The organism is Actinacidiphila sp. bgisy160, from assembly GCF_057707815.1.
The window spans coordinates 67,734-84,257 of record NZ_JBYIQW010000034.1 but is presented as its reverse complement, the minus strand read 5'-3'; the positions used below and the strand labels follow the sequence as shown (position 1 = coordinate 84,257).

Genomic DNA, 16,524 nt, shown 5'->3' with positions numbered 1-16,524 from the left:
CCGGGTGCCGCGCTGTCAGAAGCCGCAGTACTGGTTGGACCCGTTGTAGGGCAGCAGCGAGTCCTTCACCCATCCGGTGCGGTCGTCGTGCTGGTTGTAGAGGTACGTCCAGGTGCCGTTCTGGCCGCTCGTCCAGCAGTAGTAGATCAGGACGTCCTGGTTGTCGGCCCAGCCGACTACCCCGCAGACCGTGCTCGAGCCGCTGCGCATGTTGGCGCTGACGCCCGGTGTCATCCGCACGTCCCTGCCGTCCGTGCCCCAGGCCCCCTGACCGCAGGACGCGTTCGCCGTCGCCGGTCCCGCGGTGCCCACGACCAGGGCCGCGGGCACGGCGAGCAATCCCGCTGCCAGTGCCGCCCACTTCGCCTTGCGTGCCGATCGCATGCCGATCCCCTCCCGTTGGTGCCGGCGCGGGTCGCGGTGGCGAACCCACGGGTCGCGGTTGTCAGAAACCGGACGGCGGTGCGACGTTCGTGCTGATCTTTCCGTAGGTCGAGTTGGAGCCGTAGGCGATCCTGATGAAGATGTTGGTGGCCCGGCCGCTGAAGGTCGCCGACTTCGCGGTGTAGACGCCGTTGCACTCGCTCGCCTGCGAGCTGGCCCCGGAGGGCGACACGATCACGTTCGACTTGGCGCAGACTCCGTCGGTGCGGGCGTCGTACAGTTCGAACTTCACCGTCTGCCAGTAGACGCCGTCGATGATGTTCTTGCCCCAGGTGACGGAGCAGTTCCGGAGCCTGGCGTGCGTCGTGCCGCCCGAGTCGTTGACGTACAGGGACGCGCAGGCCACGGTCGACGTGCGGTCGCCGTCGTCGGCGGCGGCGGTGGCCGGCGCGACGGCGGCGCCCGCGAGCGTCGAGCCCAGGGCCAGGGCGAAAGCGCCGGCTGCGCTGGTCAGCGACCGGCGTGACGGACGTACGGACATGGTTCCCCCTTGGTGGTCGGCACGTACGGCGAACAGCCACCGGCGTGGCCGTTCGGGCGCTCGGGCGCGATCGCGCCATCGCGAGCCGCTCGTGCGTACGAATCGACGTCAGTCTGTTCCAAGCAGCATGTCCACAACAAGCACTCGTGTACGACACACTGACGTTACGTCAGAAATGGATCACTGCGCACGGAATGCCGGGGAGACCGCGCCATCCGTCAGGTGCGGCTCGCTGCCGGCTCCGCCTCCGGCTCCCGGACCGGCGCCGCCGCGCGGCGTGGGAGCAGCAGCGGGGTCGCGAGAAGGAGCACGCCGGCCAGGCCGATGGCCGTTCGCGGGCCGAGCAGGCCGCCCAGCACGCCCCAGAGGGCGGTCAGGAGCGCGGTCGAGGCCTTGGCCGTCACTGCCCAGGCGGACAGCGTGCGGGCGACACGGTCGTTCGCGGTGCGTTCGAGGCGGTAGGTGGTGTACACGGGGTTGAAGATCCCGCAGCAGAAGATCAGCCCGAGTTCGACGCCGATCACCAGCAGCAGGCCTCCGGTGCCGGGCTCCACAAAGGCCAGGCCGACGGGCCACAGCGCGCGCAGCGCCCCGGTCGCGATGAGGACCTGGTGCTGTCCGAACCGGGTGACGAGCGGTCGGGCCAGCCGCGAACCGAGCAGCCCGCCGATCGAGGGCGCGGCGAAGGCGAGGCCGTACTGCCACGGCGCGAAGCCGAGGCGGCCGAGCATCAGGACGGCCAGCAGCGGCTGGACGGCCATCACCAGGGCGTTGAACAGGGCGGTGTTGAAGAACAGCGGTCGCAGCGCCCGGTCGGCGAGGATGTACCGCCAACCGCCGAGCAGGTCCCGGGCCCGCATGCGTGCGGGCCGTGCACGCCCGGGCGGCGGCTCGTGCCCGCCCGTCGCGCGGATGCCCAGAGCCGAGAGCAGGTAGCTGACCGCGTCGGCCACCACCGTCGCCACCGGACCGAGGAGCCCGATCGCCGCGCCACCCAGCGGTGGACCGATGATCGTGGTCGTCCATGCCGTGGACTCGAATCGGGCGTTGGCCACGAGGAGGTCCTCGGCCGGCAGGAGCGTCTTGAGGTACGCGCCGGAGGCGGCCCGGAAGGTGATGTCGGCCGCCGCGACGACGACCGAGACCAGCAGGAGCTGCACGAAGGTGAGGACGCCGAGCGCGAACGCGGCGGGGATCGTCAGCAGAGCCGCGAACCGTACCAGGTCCATCGCGATCAGCACGGGCCGCTTGTGCCGGAACTCCACCCACGGTCCCAGCGGCACCGCCACGGCGGCGCCCACCGCGGCCCCCACGGACGACAGCGCCGCGACCTCGGCCGGTCCGGAGCGCAGCACCTGGATGGCGATCAGCGGGAACGCGCCGAAGGCGAGCCACGTGCCGAGCGCGCTGGCCCCGTACGCCCCCCAAAGCCACCCGAACCGCCGCCCCAGCCGGTGCCCGCTCCTCATGCCCGACGCCCCTCGTCACTCACCCTGCACAACCCGTCCGCGACCGGAGGCATCAAAGCGGGCGGCTCAGCCCGGGATCAAACAACCGCAGGGTCATAAGCCACAACCAATGGTTGTACGGCTATGGTGGCGGCATGGATCTCGAGACCGTCCGGACCTTCGTCGCCGTCACCGACGCGGGGCAGTTCCAGGAGGCCGCCGCCGAGCTGGCCGTGACCCAGCAGGCCGTCTCCAAGCGCATCGCCGCCCTGGAGCGCAACCTCGGCGTGCGGCTGTTCACCCGCACCACGCGCGGCGCCGGGCTCACCATCGACGGGCAGGCGTTCCTGCCCCACGCGCGGGAGCTGCTGCGCGTCGCCGAACGCGCGGTCGCGTCCGTGCGCACCGGCAGCCGTCCGCTACGTGTCGACGTGATCGCGTCGCGCGGCGCGGCGTCGGGCCTGATGCGCGGCTTCCACCGCGCGCACCCGGAGACCGAGCTCGACGTGGTCTGGCTGTTCGACATCGAGACGGCCGTCGCCGCCATCCGGTCCGGTGAGATCGACGCCTCCTTCCGCGCCGTCGCCGTGCCCGGCCGGCCTCTTCCCGAGGACATCGAGTTCATGCGGGTGCTCGACGAGCCGCTCCAGCTCCTCACGGGCCCGGGCCACGCACTGGCCGGAGCCCGCTCCGTGACCGTCGCCCAGCTCGCCGGGCACCGGATCTGGATGCCCGGCATCGTCCCCGGCACCGAGTGGGCCGCGTACTACGACGACCTCGTCGCCGAGTTCGGCCTCACCATCGAGGCGACCGGCCCCAACTTCGGCTCCGACGCGCTCCTGGACACCATCGCCGACACCCCGGCCCTGGCCACCTTCATGGGCGAGCACACCCTCCCCCAGCTACCGCTGGGAGGTGCCCCCGACGTGTGGCCCGCCGACCACGGCCTGCGCCGCATCCCGGTGACCGACCCGACGCCCGTCTACCCGCACTCGCTGCTCTGGCACCGCGACAACCCCCACCCGGCGCTGGCCGAACTCCGCGCCCACCTCGCCGCCACCGCGGCCGGCCATGGCGCCGCCGGCACCTGGGCCCCGGGCTGGGTGCTTCCGGGCTGAACGCCGCCGCGTCCATGGGGGACGGATCCCGGGGACGCCTGCCTGAGGCGGACGTCCTCGGGACGGCCCCGCATCGAGCGGTGCCGGGTCGCCCGCAGGTGGCGAAGGCAGCGCGCGTCCGCTCCGCACGTATCCGCACCACGTTCGAGCGGCCCGCCGTCGCTATTGCTGCAGGGTGTAGCGGAAGACACGGGAGTCCCGTACCAGGAAGCCGAGACGCTCGTACAGCCGGTTCGCCGCCTGCCGCGAGGGGCGCGAGGTGAGATCCACCGTGCGGGCTCCCGCCGCGTCGGCCAGGCGCACCGCCTCCTCGGTGAGGGCGGCACCGACGCCGTAACCGCGGGCGGCCTCATCGACCACCACGTCCTCGATCCAGGCCCGCAGCCCGGTGGGCAGGGGAAACAGCACCAGCGTGAGCGTCCCGACGACGCGACCGTCGACCCGCGCCACCAGCACCGTGTTCGCCTCGGCGGCCAGGAGGCGTCGCAGCGACTCGTGGGTCAGCGGGGCGGCGCTGCGGGACAGTTGGGGCAGCAGGCGGGTGAACGCCTCGACCATCTCGTCATCCGCTTCGCGAACGACCGCAACCTCAAGACTCATGATGCGGTTCCTTGTCCAGGGTGTCATGGCACCGGGCGGCCTCGGTGGTGCCCGGGGGCGCGGCCGCGCGTGGCCGCCGCCACCAGTCTTCCCACGAACCCGCCGGCAAGCCATTCGTGCTCATCCACACGTGGGCGGGCGGTCGGCGCGAGCCCTCAGCGGCGCCCCCATCGCCCTCGGTTCCCCACCTCACCGCCTGCGGCTTCGTCCTCGCGTCGGCCACCGGGAGGACGTCCCGTCAATAAGGTGATGTCCCGCCTCGCCCGGAAGGTGGGCCCGGCATTCAGGGCATGTCTCGGGCATGAGAAAAAGCGCGCGTCCCGGCGGACTCTCACGACGCAGACTGATCGGTGCCCTCACCGCCCTCGCACCCGTCGCCGCCGTCCCGGCGGTGTCCCTGCCCGGTACGGCCGTCGCGGCGCCCGAGTCGTACGCCGGCCTCGGGAAGGAGGCCGTCACCGCGTTCCGCAGCGCCTGGGACGCCTACCGGCGGCTGGCCTGGGGACGCGACGAACTGCGGCCGCTGAGCGGCTCCGGCTCGGACTTCTTCGCCCCGGGGCACACGTTCGGACTGACGATCGTCGAGGCGCTCGACACGCTCTACCTGATGGAACTGGACGAGGAACTGGTGACGGCCGTCCAATGGGTGAAGCACGAACTCGCCCTAGACCAGGACGTCTCCGTCCAGGTCTTCGAGTCGGTCATCCGGCTGGTCGGCGGGTTGCTGTCGGGACACCTCGCGACCAAGGACCCCGCGCTGCTCGACCTCGCCCGCGACCTCGCGGACCGGCTGATGCCCGCTTTCACCGAATCACCCACGGGCGCCCCCTACCGCTACGTCAACCTCTCCACGGGCGCGGTCAGCGGACGCCACAACTACGTGGCCGAGATCGGCAGCTGCGTCACCGAGTTCGGCGAGCTTTCCCGGCTCACCGGCGACCGCTCCTACTACGGCGCGGCCAAGAAGGCGCTGCGCGCCGTCTGCGAACGCCGCTCACAGCTGGACCTGGTGGGTACCGCCCTCGACATCGAGACCGGCACGTGGACCGGAACCACCGCCACCCTCGGCCCGCCGGTCGACTCCTTCTTCGAGAACCTGTGGTACGGCTGGGAGCTGTACGGCGACGAGGAACTGCACGCCTGGTACACCACGCTCACCGTCGGCGTCTTCAAGTACCTCGCCGACCGGCGCACCGGACGGCTGTGGTTCCGGCAGGCGGAGATGAGCACGGGCCGCGCCACCGGCCACGCCCAGTCCGAGCTGACCGCCTTCTATCCCGGGCTGTTGGCCCAGAGCGGCCGCGTCACCGCCGGCCGGCGCTACCACGACAGCTGGACGGCCCTGCTCGACGCCTTCCGCCTGCCGCCGGACCTCATCGACTACCGGACCATGCGTGCGAGGGACCCGTCCTATCCGCTGCGCCCGGAGTACGTCGACTCCTGCCTGTTCCTGTGGCTGGCGACCGGGAACCAGCTCTACTGCGAACGCGCCCGCGAGATGTTCGGGCGTCAGAAGCGCTACTGCCAGGTCCCCAACGGCTACACGGTCGTCCGCGATGTGACGGCGTCGCCCATGAAGCTGGGGGACCTCACTCCGGCGTACTGGTTCAGCGAGAACGCCAAATACTACTTCCTGCTGTTCGCCGACGCGCGCCGCTTCGACTACCGCTCCAGTCATCTGACCACGGAGGGCAATGTCCTGCGCGGGCTGCTGCACCCCGATGCCGCGTCAGGTGGCATGGGGCCGGCCGGAAAGTGACGCGAAGCGAAACCGGGACACGTGCCTGGCGTGTCGTACGCGACGGGGCCCCCTCCGGCACGGAGGGGGCGTTGTGCCGACGGCATGCCAAGGGGGCTGCCGCGGGCTCAGATCGTCGGTGTGTCGTCGACGTGCTCCTGGTGCAGTTCGAGGACGAACTTCCAGCCGGCGCTGGCCTCCATGAACCGGACGCGAGTGGGGTAGATGTCCAAGGCGCGGCGGTCGCGGTTCTGGCTGCCGCCCGCACCCTTCCGCCCGCGGCTCGGCTCCTCGAACAGGTCGACCTTGACGTCCGGCACCGCGACGACTTCCTCGTTCCAACGCTGAACGATTCCCGCCCCGAACGCCTCCCTTGCGGCGGCGTAGAGCGAGTTCAGAGCCTCCGTGTTCCCGTCCGGGACGAAGAGAGCGAGGTTCAGCAGGACGCCCGCGGTCTGGAGAACCTCGATTTCCTCCCCGGCCTCGTCGGCAACCCATATGCCGGACTCTTCCGCATTGTCCGGGAGGACGTGCATCTCGTTGCCGAAGATCGTCCTCGCGGTGAAGGATCCGCCCTCGAAGTTCTTGCCCGACTTCGTGAGGGACGCCGGTGCGTAGCAGTCGAGTGGAAGATCATCCATTTCCGCCGAGACGAAGATTTCGTCCTGGAGGCCCAGCTCCGAGACCTCCTCAGCCGTAAGACGGCGGGCCGTGATCTTCTTGGTGTTCACGCTGTTTCCCTTCTCCATGGAGCCACGGACAGTTCGGCGACCCGCTGGCCGCGGCTTGGCCACGGCCCAGCGGGCGCTTGGTGGTGACTTCCGGTCAGACAACACAAGTGGTAGCGCGCGTCGTCCTGCGACGTCGCCGCCCCCGGACAAGGTCCCGGGGCTGTCCGGCTCCGCCTGCCGGGGCGTGCGGCCTGTTCAGGAAGTGCGTCGCCTTCCGCGGCGGCACGGTATGCAGGAGGAGCCATGTGCGGTGAGTTTAGTGCGGGTGTCTGACAGCGCAGCGCCACGCCGTGGGCGTGCGGCCGAGTGAGCCAAGACGGCCCACACCCCGTCAGTTGCCCGACCCGCAGCCGCTGTCGGGTGGCAGGTCAGTCCTGCCGAGGTCGTTCCTGGCCGGATGCCGCCGCCTCGTTCCGCACCCTGAGCCGGTCAATGGACCACGCGCCCAGTCCCGCCAGGAGGGCCGCTCCGACCGCGTAGACCGGCAGCCACAGGGTGGTGGTGGCGGACAGGCGGTCGGCAACGGCGTCATGGCTCTGGACCGCCTGTGCGTGGGCCAGGGCGGCACCAGCGCGGTCGGCCAGGCGTCTCCGCCGTGGCGAGGCCGTGCTGGGCCGGTTGCCACCGATCAGTGAGGGGCAGGGAGGAGGGCCTCGGAGACGGCCAGACACATCTGGGGATCCTCGGTCAGACCGAACCCCAAGGCCCACAGCCAGTAGTCCACCGTGCGCACCAGGGTCCAGGCACGTGCCCGGTCGGCATCGAGGCCGGCGGCCGCGACGAGGGCGGCCAGGCGGCTTCGGATGCCGGCGGCCCCGTCCATGTCCTCCAACCGCCTCCAGACCAGTGGCGCCACCGCGTACTCGGGATCGCCGGTGAGCGGCTTGGGGTCGATGGCCAGCCACGGCTCGCGGACACCCGCCAGCACGTTCTCGTAGTGCAGGTCGCCGTTGACCAGCTGCCCACCTGCCGAGGGACCGTATTCGGCGGCGAGGCCCGCTGCCGCGTCGATCAGTCGCCGGGGGAGGGGGCGACCGAGCTGTTCCCACTGGGCGTTCAAGCGCTCGGGGAGCCCGGCGGCGAGATCCGCCAGGCGGGTGAAGCCCTCAGGGGCCGGGACCGAAAGGCGCCGGAGCAGGCGCCCGGCGACGGTGACCGCCTCGTCAACGTCGACGGCGGTGAGGGTGCGGCCGGCGTCGAGTCGCTCCAACAGCATGGCTCCCGCGGCCGGCTCGTGGTCGAGCAACAGCACGGCCCCCCGGCCCTCCCAGGCGGCGAGCGCCGGCGCCTCCTGCGACGTCGTGGCGTCCTGCCATGAGACCTTGAGCGCGCAGGGCTCGTCGCCGCGCCGCACGGGGATGACCAGGCCCAGGTGGCCGTGGAGCGGCGCGCCGTCCACCGCCAAGACCCACCGTGCGCACAGGCTCTGCACCAGCCCGGGCAAGGAGTCGGCCCAGTCCTTGCCGCTCTGGCCCGCACGGTTGACAGCGGCGGCTGCGAAATCTGCGGGAACGTCGATCACGACACCGATCCTGCCAGGAGGTGGCTGATCCGTCGCCCTGCGATGCGACACCGGCCAGGTGCTCGCGGGGGACGTCGGTGCGCCCGGCTCCGGGTAGGTTCTGCGGATGCGCGGATTTGTCGAAGCCGAGGAACTGTCGGGCGCGGTGCGCCACGCCGTGGGGGCGGACTGCCGAGTCGTCGGGGTGGATCGCCTGCGTGGGGGGAGCAAGAAGGGTGTGTACCGGGTCCGGCTCAAGGGTGGTGGGACCGCGAGCGTGATCGTCTACAGATGGGCGGACGAGGAGAACTTCTGGCCCGGCGACGGCGCTGACGGTGACGACGCGACGGACCCGTTGGCGCCTGCCTCCGGGCTGGTGCCGTTCCTGGCCGCACATCGCGGACTGCGGGAGATCGGGGCACGCGTGCCGCGGCTGCTCTGGGCGGTTGACGCCGCAGATCGGCACGCGACCGGCATCGCCGTGGTCGAGGACATCGCCGGTGGCACGCTGGAGGCACTCTTCACCACCGACCCCGGCCGCGCGGAGGCGGTCTTGAAGGACTTGGCCCGGACTCTCGATCTGATGCAGCGTCACATTGCCCCTCGCTTCGGCAGGGTGGACGTGCTGGAGCGGGGCGGCGTGGCTCTCGGGAAGTCCTGCGAAGAACTCGTGCTCGACCGGGCCCTGCGCGACCTCGCGGAGGCGGCGGGACGCGACAGCAGGATCATGGCGGCGCGCAGCCGGCTCGACGACCGGCTCAAGGCGTTGCGGGCGCTGGTCACCCCGCGCACCGAGTACGGGCTGATTCATGGGGAACTCGGACCCGACCATGTCCTGGTCGGTGCCGAAGCGGGTGCCGTCCTCATCGACATCGAGGGCCTGATGTACTTCGACGTCGAGTGGGAGCACGTCTTCCTGCGTCTGCGTTTCGGGAACCACTACGCGGCCCTCGTCCGGCCCGGCCTCGACCCGCGGCGCCTCGACCTCTACATGCTCGCCATGCGCCTGTCCCTGGTGGCCGGCCCGCTGCGACTCCTCGACGGCGACTTCCCGGACCGGGGATTCATGCGGGGGATCGCCGAGCACAATCTGCGGGAAGCGCTGGCCCTGCTCCCGTGAGGCCGGCGCTGCGACCCTCGCGGCTCGCGGGAAGCCCCCGGGCGGCCCGCCGCCGCCGGCGCGAGGGGCATCCCAGGCAGGCGCCAGGCCGGCGGGTGGGATTTTCGCGAGCGGGCCTACGGCGCCGCCAAGTTGTCGCCGACAGGCAAGTCGACCAGCACAAAAGGCCGGCCGGACGGTCTCGTTGACACCCCGGGGCCCTGGCGTCTTTCCGTCGCGTGTCGTATTCACGCCCTCGATACGTGCAGTGAGCAGTCATGAGCAACGGAGGTCCAGCCTTCACTCAACGAACACGCAGAAACGGGCATTCCTGTCAGAACACCTGAAAAACACAGCAGGTTGCGCACGTGCAGCATTCACGTGATGACCTTGTGTAATCGGAGACCTTGATTCGTCCTTGTTGACATGAACAGAGCGGGACTCGCCTAATGGGCTCCGGTGAACGCGCGGACGTTCACCGTCGCCAGGAGCCGTACAACGGCTCGATCCCTGCAAGCACGCATGGGAGTCACGTTGCACAGACCAGCGATATCCCCCCACCCCTTCCGCCGGACGGTGACCAGAGGCCTGGCAGTCCTCGGGGCCGCCGCGATGGCCGTGCTCGGAATACAGGCACCGGCGTTGGCCTCAGGTGCCACCGGCGCGAGATCCGCTGCCGCTGCCACCGGCGTCCGCCGCTCCTTCGAACCCACCTGTGACACGGCCGGGCCCGGCCAGTTCAGCTGCTTCGCCCTGCGCCGCACCGACGTGAAGCCGGTCAAGGGCCTGCTGCCGGCGGCGGTCACGCCGGCCGGTTACGGTGCGGCCGATCTGCGCAGCGCCTATGACCTGCCGGCCGACGGCGGTGCCGGACAGACCGTCGCGATCGTGGACGCCTTCGACGACCCGACCGCCGAGGCCGACCTCGCCGTGTACCGGGCGCAGTTCGGGCTGCCGGCCTGCACCACGGACAACGGCTGCTTCCGCAAGGTCGACCAGCGCGGCGGCACCGACTACCCCGCGCCGGACCCCGGCTGGGCCGGTGAGATCTCGCTCGACGTCGACATGGTCTCGGCGATCGCGCCGAACGCGCACATCCTGCTGGTCGAGGCCGACGACAACAGCTTCGAGAGCCTGTCCGCCGCCGTGGACCAGGCGGTTGCGATGGGCGCGAAGTACGTGTCGAACTCCTACGGCACCGACTACCGCGGCGGCAACGGCGAGGACCCGTCCGAGACCACGGAGCTGGACGCCCACTACAACCACCCCGGGGTCGCGATCACCGCGTCCACGGGTGACTACGGTTACGGCGTGAGCTACCCGGCGGCCTCGCAGTACGTGACCGCGGTCGGCGGCACCACGCTGACCCGCGATTCGTCCACGCCGCGCGGATGGACCGAGGCCGCCTGGAGCCTTGCCGGTTCCGGCTGCTCGCTGTACGAGCCCAAGCCCGCCTTCCAGCACGACACCGGCTGTGACAACCGGGCACTGGCCGACGTGTCGGCCGTCGCGGAGGACGTGGCGGTCTACCAGACCTACGGCCACAACGGCTGGGCGGTCTACGGCGGAACCAGCGTCTCGGCGCCCATCATCGCCTCGGTGTACGCCGCCGCCGGCACCCCCGTCGCCGGCTCGTACCCGAACGCGTACCCGTACGAGGCCGGTACCGGCCTCAACGACATCACCACGGGCAGCAACGGCAGTTGCTCCCCGTCGTACCTGTGCAACGGGGCCGAGGGCTTCGACGGACCGACCGGCCTGGGCACCCCCGCCGGCCTGACCGCGTTCCGCACCGGCGCGCACGGCGTGATCTCCGGAACCGTGACCGACAGCGCCACCGGAAAGCCGGTCAGCGGCGCCACGGTCACAGCGGGCACCGGCATCGCCCACACCGACGCCTCCGGCACGTACTCCCTGACCATGCCCACCGGCACGTATGACGTCTCCGTCGAGGCGTTCGGCTACGCCAAGGGCTCGGCCGACGGGGTCGTGGTCGACGAGGACGCGACGGTCACCAGGAACTTCACCCTCACGGCGGTGCCGAGCCAGACGGTCGCCGGCAAGGTCACCGACGGCTCCGGCCACGGCTGGCCGCTCTACGCCAAGATCACCGCGGACGGCGTACCCGGCGTGGTGTGGACGGACCCCGCGACCGGTGCGTACAGCCTGGACCTGCCCGAGGGGCACTCCTACACCCTGCACGTCGCGGCGGCCACACCCGGCTACAAGACCGTCAGCAAGACGATCACCGTCGGCGACTCCGCGCAGACGGTGGGCATCGCGGTCCCGGCGGACTCCTGGACGGCGGACACGCCCGGATACCGGGTCGACGTGACCGGCACCACCGAGCCGTTCGACGCCACCGACGCCCCGCCCGCCGAATGGAAGGTGGACAACGCCGAGGACACCACCGGCGGCTGGGAGTTCGACGACCCCGGCGACCGCGGCAACCACACCGGCGGTGACGGCGCGTTCGCCATCGTCGACAGCGACCACTTCGGCGGTGGCGCCACCCAGGACACCTCGCTCGTCAGCCCGGTCTACGACTTCACCGGGAAGAACGACCCCGAGGTGGCCTTCAACACCGAGTACAAGCAGTACGGCGGCCAGTCCGCGGCCCTGGAGGCGACCGCGGACGGCGGCAGGAACTGGACCCGGATCTGGTCCCCCGGCTCGGACGTCACCGGCGACCGCATCGAGGCGTCGCTGTCCGACTTCGCCGGCAAGCCCGAGGTGCAGCTGCGCTTCCACTTCACCGGCAGCTTCGGCTGGTGGTGGGCCGTCGACAACGTTTTCGTCGGCGACCGTCAGCTCACCGCCATCCCCGCCGGCCTGGTCGTGGGCACCGTGACCGACGCCAACACCGGTACCGGCCTCGTGGGTGCCACCGTCACCAGCCAGGACAAGCCGGCGGAGAAGACCACCACGGCGGCCACCCCCGAGGACCCGAACCTGCCCGACGGCTACTACTCGTTCGTCTCGACCGCCTTCGGCAGCCACCCCTTCATCGCGGCCAAGGCGAAGTACACCTCGCTGACCAAGAACGCCAAGGTCGGGGCCGACAGCGCCGTCCAGGCGAACTTCAAGCTCAAGGCCGGGAAGATCACGATCACTCCGGCCTCGGTCGCCGCCTCCGTCGCCTGGGGCGGGTCCAAGACGCAGAACCTGACCGTCAAGAACACCGGCGGCGCCGCCGCCACGGTCAAACTCGGCGAACAGTCCGGCGGCTTCACCCAACAGGGCAAGGGCGCCGCCCTGCAGACCGTCAAGGGTGACTTCAACCCGCTGTCCAGCAAGGCCCACACGGCCGCCAAGGCCGGGCCGTCCGCGGCGGCCCCGGCCGACGACACGTGGCAGACGGCCCCGGACCTGCCGGGCGCCCTCATGGACAACGCTGTCGACACGCTGGACGGCAAGGTCTACTCGGCCTTCGGCTACAACGGATCGAGCGATGTCAAGGACCTGTACGTCCTCGACCCGGTAGCCGGCAGCTGGACGAAGCTGGCGAGCGCGTCCGACACCCGTGAGGACCCCGCGCACGGGTTCATCGACGGCAAGCTCTACGCCGTCGGCGGCTGGGGCCCCTCGGGCTCCCCGGACGCGAAGCTGGAGATCTACGACCCGCAGTCGGACAGCTGGACCACCGGCGCGTCCGCGCCCAAGCCGTACGCCGGCTCCGGCACGGCCGTCCTGGACGGCAAGCTGTACATGATCGGCGGCTGCGGCGCCGACTTCTGCGGCACGACCGATGCCGGCGTCTATGACGCGGGCACCGACAGCTGGTCCCAGATCGCCGCCTACCCCGAGCCCATCTCGTGGGAGGCGTGCGGCGCCATCGACGGCCAGATCTACTGCGCCGGCGGTCTCGGCGCGAGCGAGAACGACGTCGTCCACTCCTACGTCTACGACCCGGATGCCGACAGCTGGTCACAGCTCGCCGACGTCCCGGCCCCGCAGTGGGGTACCTCCTACGCCGCGGCCAACGGCCGTCTGCTGATGGTCGGCGGCGTCGGGAACAACGCCCTCACCAACCGCGGCCAGGCCTTCGACCCGCAGTCCGGCACCTGGGGCACCCTGCCCAACGCCAACGTCGCCACCTACCGCGGCGGCGGCGCGCCCGGCTTCTACAAGGTCGGCGGCGGCAACGCCCCCGGCAGGCCGATCAGCAAGGTCGAGGTGCTGCCCGGCTACGACCAGGGCGGGGCGAGCGACGTCGACTGGATGAGCGAGAGCGTCCAGGAGCTCACCCTGCAGCCCGGGGCCAGTGCGACCGTCGCGCTCTCGCTGGACGCCTCGGCCGCCTCGGTGACCCAGCCCGGTGACCTGACCGCCGGCCTGAACGTGGGTACCGACACGCCGTACTCGGTACCGCGCATCCCGGTCAGCCTGCATGTCAACCCGCCCAAGACCTGGGGCAAGATCACCGGCCTCGTCCTGGGCAACAAGGCCACCGGCGGCACCGCACCGCTGGCCGGAGCCACCGTGCAGATCGACAGCTGGGCCGCGAGCTACACGCTCACCACGTCGGCCGACGGCACGTACGGTCTGTGGCTCGACGTCCGCAACAACCCGCTCACCGTCATCGTCGCCAAGGACGGTTACCAGCCGACCGTCACGACGGTGAAGCTGAAGAAGGGAGCCACGGTCACCGCGAACTTCACCCTGAAGCGCAAGTAACCGGGGCACGCGCCGGGAACGGCGCCGACGGTCCGGGAACGGACCGTCGGCGCACCCCCGGACGCGAACTCGCGCACGCCAACGGCCGTTCCCCTCGGGGGCCGGCCCTCCCTGGCCTTCGGTGATCCTCACCAGCGCCCGCAGCGCCCGCCGCTCGCGCAGGCGCGGTACGAGGGCGTCGATGGCCTCGTCCACCCGTCCGGCCCCCACCAGCACCTCGGCGTAGTCGGGCCACGCGTCGTGCGGTTCGGTGCCCCGGCCCTGGGGGTGCGCCAGTTCCAGCGCCTGGTCGACCCGGCCCCATCGCAGCAGGACGTCGGCGCCGGCGCCGACGGCGGGCTGCCATCCGGTGGCCGTGAACGGTTCGATGACCGCCCAGGCCCGCGCGAACTCCTCTGCCGCGCACAGCCGGCGCACCGCACCCTCCGCGCAGAACCAGTCGCCGCGCTCCTGCGCCGCCTCCATCACCGCTTCCAGGCCGCCGCGTTCGAGTACCGCCTCCACGAGCCGCGGCGGAACGCCGCCGAGCCGGTCCCGCTGCCACTCGAGATCATCGATGTGCACGTGGGGCACCCCAGGCCCCGTCACCGACACCGCGGGCGGCCGCTCCGAACAGCCCCCACGGGCTGCGGGCCGTGGAACGAACTGCCTACGGGAGGTGGCGGGTTCGTGCCGGATTCGTGAAGGACGGGTTTCGCGTCGGCGGCATGCCAACGGTCACCGTCCATCCATGTTCGCGCCAACCTTTCGGCGCCTGTACGCCGCTCTGGGCCACTGCAATGCACAATCATGCAGCCTTCCGCATCGCCTTCTCCGTCCGGACACTCCACCGAACTGCGCGACGCCGCACGCCACATGGACAGGCGTCGTTTCCTCACCGTCACCGGGGCGGCGGCGACGCTGGCCCTCGCCGTGAACATCCCGCTCGGCGGCACCGCCGCGGCGGCCGAGGCGAGCGCCGCGCAGATCACCGAGAACCCCTTCACGCTGGGCGTGGCCTCGGGCGACCCGATGCCCGGCTCGGTGCTGTTGTGGACCCGGTTGGCCCCCCGTCCCTACGAGAGCGGCGGCGGCCTGCCCTCAAAGCGCTTCAAGGTGCGCTGGGAACTCGCCCACGACGAGCGCTTCACCCGCGTCACCAGGCGTGGCACCGTCGACGCGCACCCGGAGTACAACCACGCCGTGCACGTGGAGGTGGGCGGCCTCGACTCCGACCGCGTCCTGTACTACCGGTTCCGCGCGGGCCAGTGGATCAGCCCCGTGGGCCGTACCCGCACCGCCCCGTCGAAGGGCGCCCGCCTGACCGAGCTGCGCCTCGCGGCGGTGTCCTGCCAGGCCTACCACGACGGCTACTTCACCGCCTACCGCCACCTGGCCGACGAGGACCTCGACGCGGTCTTCCACCTCGGCGACTACCTCTACGAGTACGCGGTGACCGCGACCGGGGGCGCCCGCGCCTACACGGACCGTTTCCTGCCCTCGCACTTCAACCGCGAGACCCTCACGCTGGAGGACTACCGGCTCCGGTACGCCCTCTACAAGTCGGACCCCGACCTGATGGCGGCCCACGCGGCGCACCCCTTCGTGGTCACCTGGGACGACCACGAGACGGAGAACAACTACGCGGACGGCACCCCCGAGAGCGACGTGCCCCCGGAGGAGTTCCTGCTGCGGCGGGCCTCCGCCTACCGCGCGTACTGGGAGAACCAGCCACTGCGGCGCCGGCAGCTCCCGCAGGGTCCCGACGCGCAGCTCTACCGCCGTCTGCAGTTCGGGCGGCTCGCCCAGTTCGACATCCTCGACACCCGCCAGTACCGCTCGGACCAGGCGTACGGCGACGGCTGGCAGGTCCCGGGACCGCAGTCGCAGGACCCGGCCCGCACCATGACGGGCGCGACCCAGGAGCGCTGGCTCGTCGACGGCTGGCGTACCTCGAAGGCGACCTGGAACGTCGTTCCTCAGCAGGTCACCTTTGCCCAGCGCAAGGACCGCACGACGCCGGACTTCAAGGTCTCCATGGACTCCTGGGACGGCTACCCCGCCTCCCGGCAGCGCCTGCTCGACGGCTGGGAGTCCGCCGGCCGGGACAACCTCGTCGTTCTCACCGGCGACGTCCACGTCCACTACGGCTTCGACATCAAGAAGGACTTCGACGACCCGGCCTCGAAGACCCTCGGCACCGAGATCGTCACCAGCTCGATCAGCAGCGGCAAGGACGGTTCCGACAAGCCGTCCAACTGGGCGACCTACATGCAGGCCAACCCGCACCTGAAGTTCTACAACGGCCGCCGCGGCTATGCCGTGCTGACCCTTGGCAGGGACTCGGCGCGCGCCGACTTCAGGACGGTGTCCGCGGTGACCACGCCCGGCGCACCCGTCACCACGGCCGCCTCCTTCGTCACCGAGGCCGGCAATCCGGGGCTCACGCCCGCCTGACCTCCGGCAGGGCGCGGCATGCGAGCGGGACCCCGGGGTGGCCCACCCCGGGGTCCCGCTCGCGTACCGTCCGGCCGGTGCTTCGCGGGTCCCGGGCCTACGCCGGGATGCCGTCCCTCATCGTGCGGGGAAAGTGCCCCTGGTCAGTTCCTCGGACAGCAGCGTCGCCGCCACCGGTCGGCGCCGGCCTCCAGCGCGGACCCCACTGAGCAGCCGGCGGCGTTCGCGGCCGCCTACGTGCGCTTCGCCGC

11 protein-coding genes are annotated in these 16,524 nt (G+C 71.2%); 5 read left to right on the top strand and 6 right to left on the bottom strand.

Annotation, left to right across the window (positions count from 1 at the left end):
• Positions 1-15: 15 nt before the first annotated feature.
• From AC3EUJ_RS24640 to AC3EUJ_RS24630, 3 genes are all read right to left on the bottom strand, one after another.
• Positions 16-384 carry an SH3 domain-containing protein gene (locus AC3EUJ_RS24640; RefSeq protein WP_431964850.1) on the bottom strand — a complete coding sequence of 123 codons (369 nt, stop codon included), beginning with the start codon at positions 382-384 and terminating at the stop codon, positions 16-18.
• A 61-nt stretch (positions 385-445) separates the two neighbouring features.
• Positions 446-925 (bottom strand): hypothetical protein, encoded by a 480-nt coding sequence (locus AC3EUJ_RS24635; RefSeq protein ID WP_431964848.1) that lies wholly within the window; start codon positions 923-925, stop codon positions 446-448.
• A gap of 218 nt (positions 926-1,143) precedes the next feature.
• Positions 1,144-2,394, bottom strand: a complete 1,251-nt coding sequence (locus AC3EUJ_RS24630; protein ID WP_431964846.1) for an MFS transporter — start codon at positions 2,392-2,394, stop codon at positions 1,144-1,146.
• Positions 2,395-2,528: 134 nt separating this feature from the next.
• Between AC3EUJ_RS24630 and AC3EUJ_RS24625 the strand changes: the two genes are divergently transcribed.
• Positions 2,529-3,491, top strand: coding sequence for a LysR family transcriptional regulator (locus AC3EUJ_RS24625; RefSeq protein WP_431964844.1), 963 nt, complete (start codon positions 2,529-2,531; stop codon positions 3,489-3,491).
• Positions 3,492-3,653: 162 nt separating this feature from the next.
• On the opposite strand, the gene AC3EUJ_RS24620 is transcribed toward AC3EUJ_RS24625, so the two are convergent.
• Positions 3,654-4,091 carry a GNAT family N-acetyltransferase gene (locus AC3EUJ_RS24620; RefSeq protein WP_431964842.1) on the bottom strand — a complete coding sequence of 146 codons (438 nt, stop codon included), beginning with the start codon at positions 4,089-4,091 and terminating at the stop codon, positions 3,654-3,656.
• 301 nt (positions 4,092-4,392) lie between these two features.
• On the opposite strand from AC3EUJ_RS24620, the gene AC3EUJ_RS24615 reads away from it, so the two are divergent.
• Entirely contained in the window at positions 4,393-5,850 is a 1,458-nt protein-coding gene (locus tag AC3EUJ_RS24615) for a glycoside hydrolase family 47 protein (protein WP_431964840.1), read from the top strand.
• A gap of 107 nt (positions 5,851-5,957) precedes the next feature.
• Here the strand turns inward: AC3EUJ_RS24615 and AC3EUJ_RS24610 are convergent, their stop codons facing one another.
• Both AC3EUJ_RS24610 and AC3EUJ_RS24605 read right to left on the bottom strand, forming a co-directional pair.
• Positions 5,958-6,560 carry a hypothetical protein gene (locus AC3EUJ_RS24610; protein ID WP_431964838.1) on the bottom strand — a complete coding sequence of 201 codons (603 nt, stop codon included), beginning with the start codon at positions 6,558-6,560 and terminating at the stop codon, positions 5,958-5,960.
• A 628-nt stretch (positions 6,561-7,188) separates the two neighbouring features.
• Positions 7,189-8,082, bottom strand: coding sequence for an aminoglycoside phosphotransferase family protein (locus AC3EUJ_RS24605; protein ID WP_431964836.1), 894 nt, complete (start codon positions 8,080-8,082; stop codon positions 7,189-7,191).
• A 106-nt stretch (positions 8,083-8,188) separates the two neighbouring features.
• Between AC3EUJ_RS24605 and AC3EUJ_RS24600 the strand changes: the two genes are divergently transcribed.
• The 3 genes from AC3EUJ_RS24600 to AC3EUJ_RS24590 all read left to right on the top strand — a co-directional run bounded on the left by AC3EUJ_RS24600 (position 8,189) and on the right by AC3EUJ_RS24590 (position 16,273).
• The gene (locus AC3EUJ_RS24600) at positions 8,189-9,181 is read left to right on the top strand and encodes a phosphotransferase (RefSeq protein ID WP_431964834.1); all 993 of its coding nucleotides are present in this window, start codon (positions 8,189-8,191) and stop codon (positions 9,179-9,181) included.
• A 591-nt stretch (positions 9,182-9,772) separates the two neighbouring features.
• Positions 9,773-13,837, top strand: coding sequence for a carboxypeptidase regulatory-like domain-containing protein (locus AC3EUJ_RS24595; RefSeq protein WP_431964856.1), 4,065 nt, complete (start codon positions 9,773-9,775; stop codon positions 13,835-13,837).
• Between the two features lie 789 nt (positions 13,838-14,626).
• The gene (locus AC3EUJ_RS24590) at positions 14,627-16,273 is read left to right on the top strand and encodes an alkaline phosphatase D family protein (RefSeq protein WP_431964832.1); all 1,647 of its coding nucleotides are present in this window, start codon (positions 14,627-14,629) and stop codon (positions 16,271-16,273) included.
• The last annotated feature ends 251 nt before the right edge of the window (positions 16,274-16,524 follow it).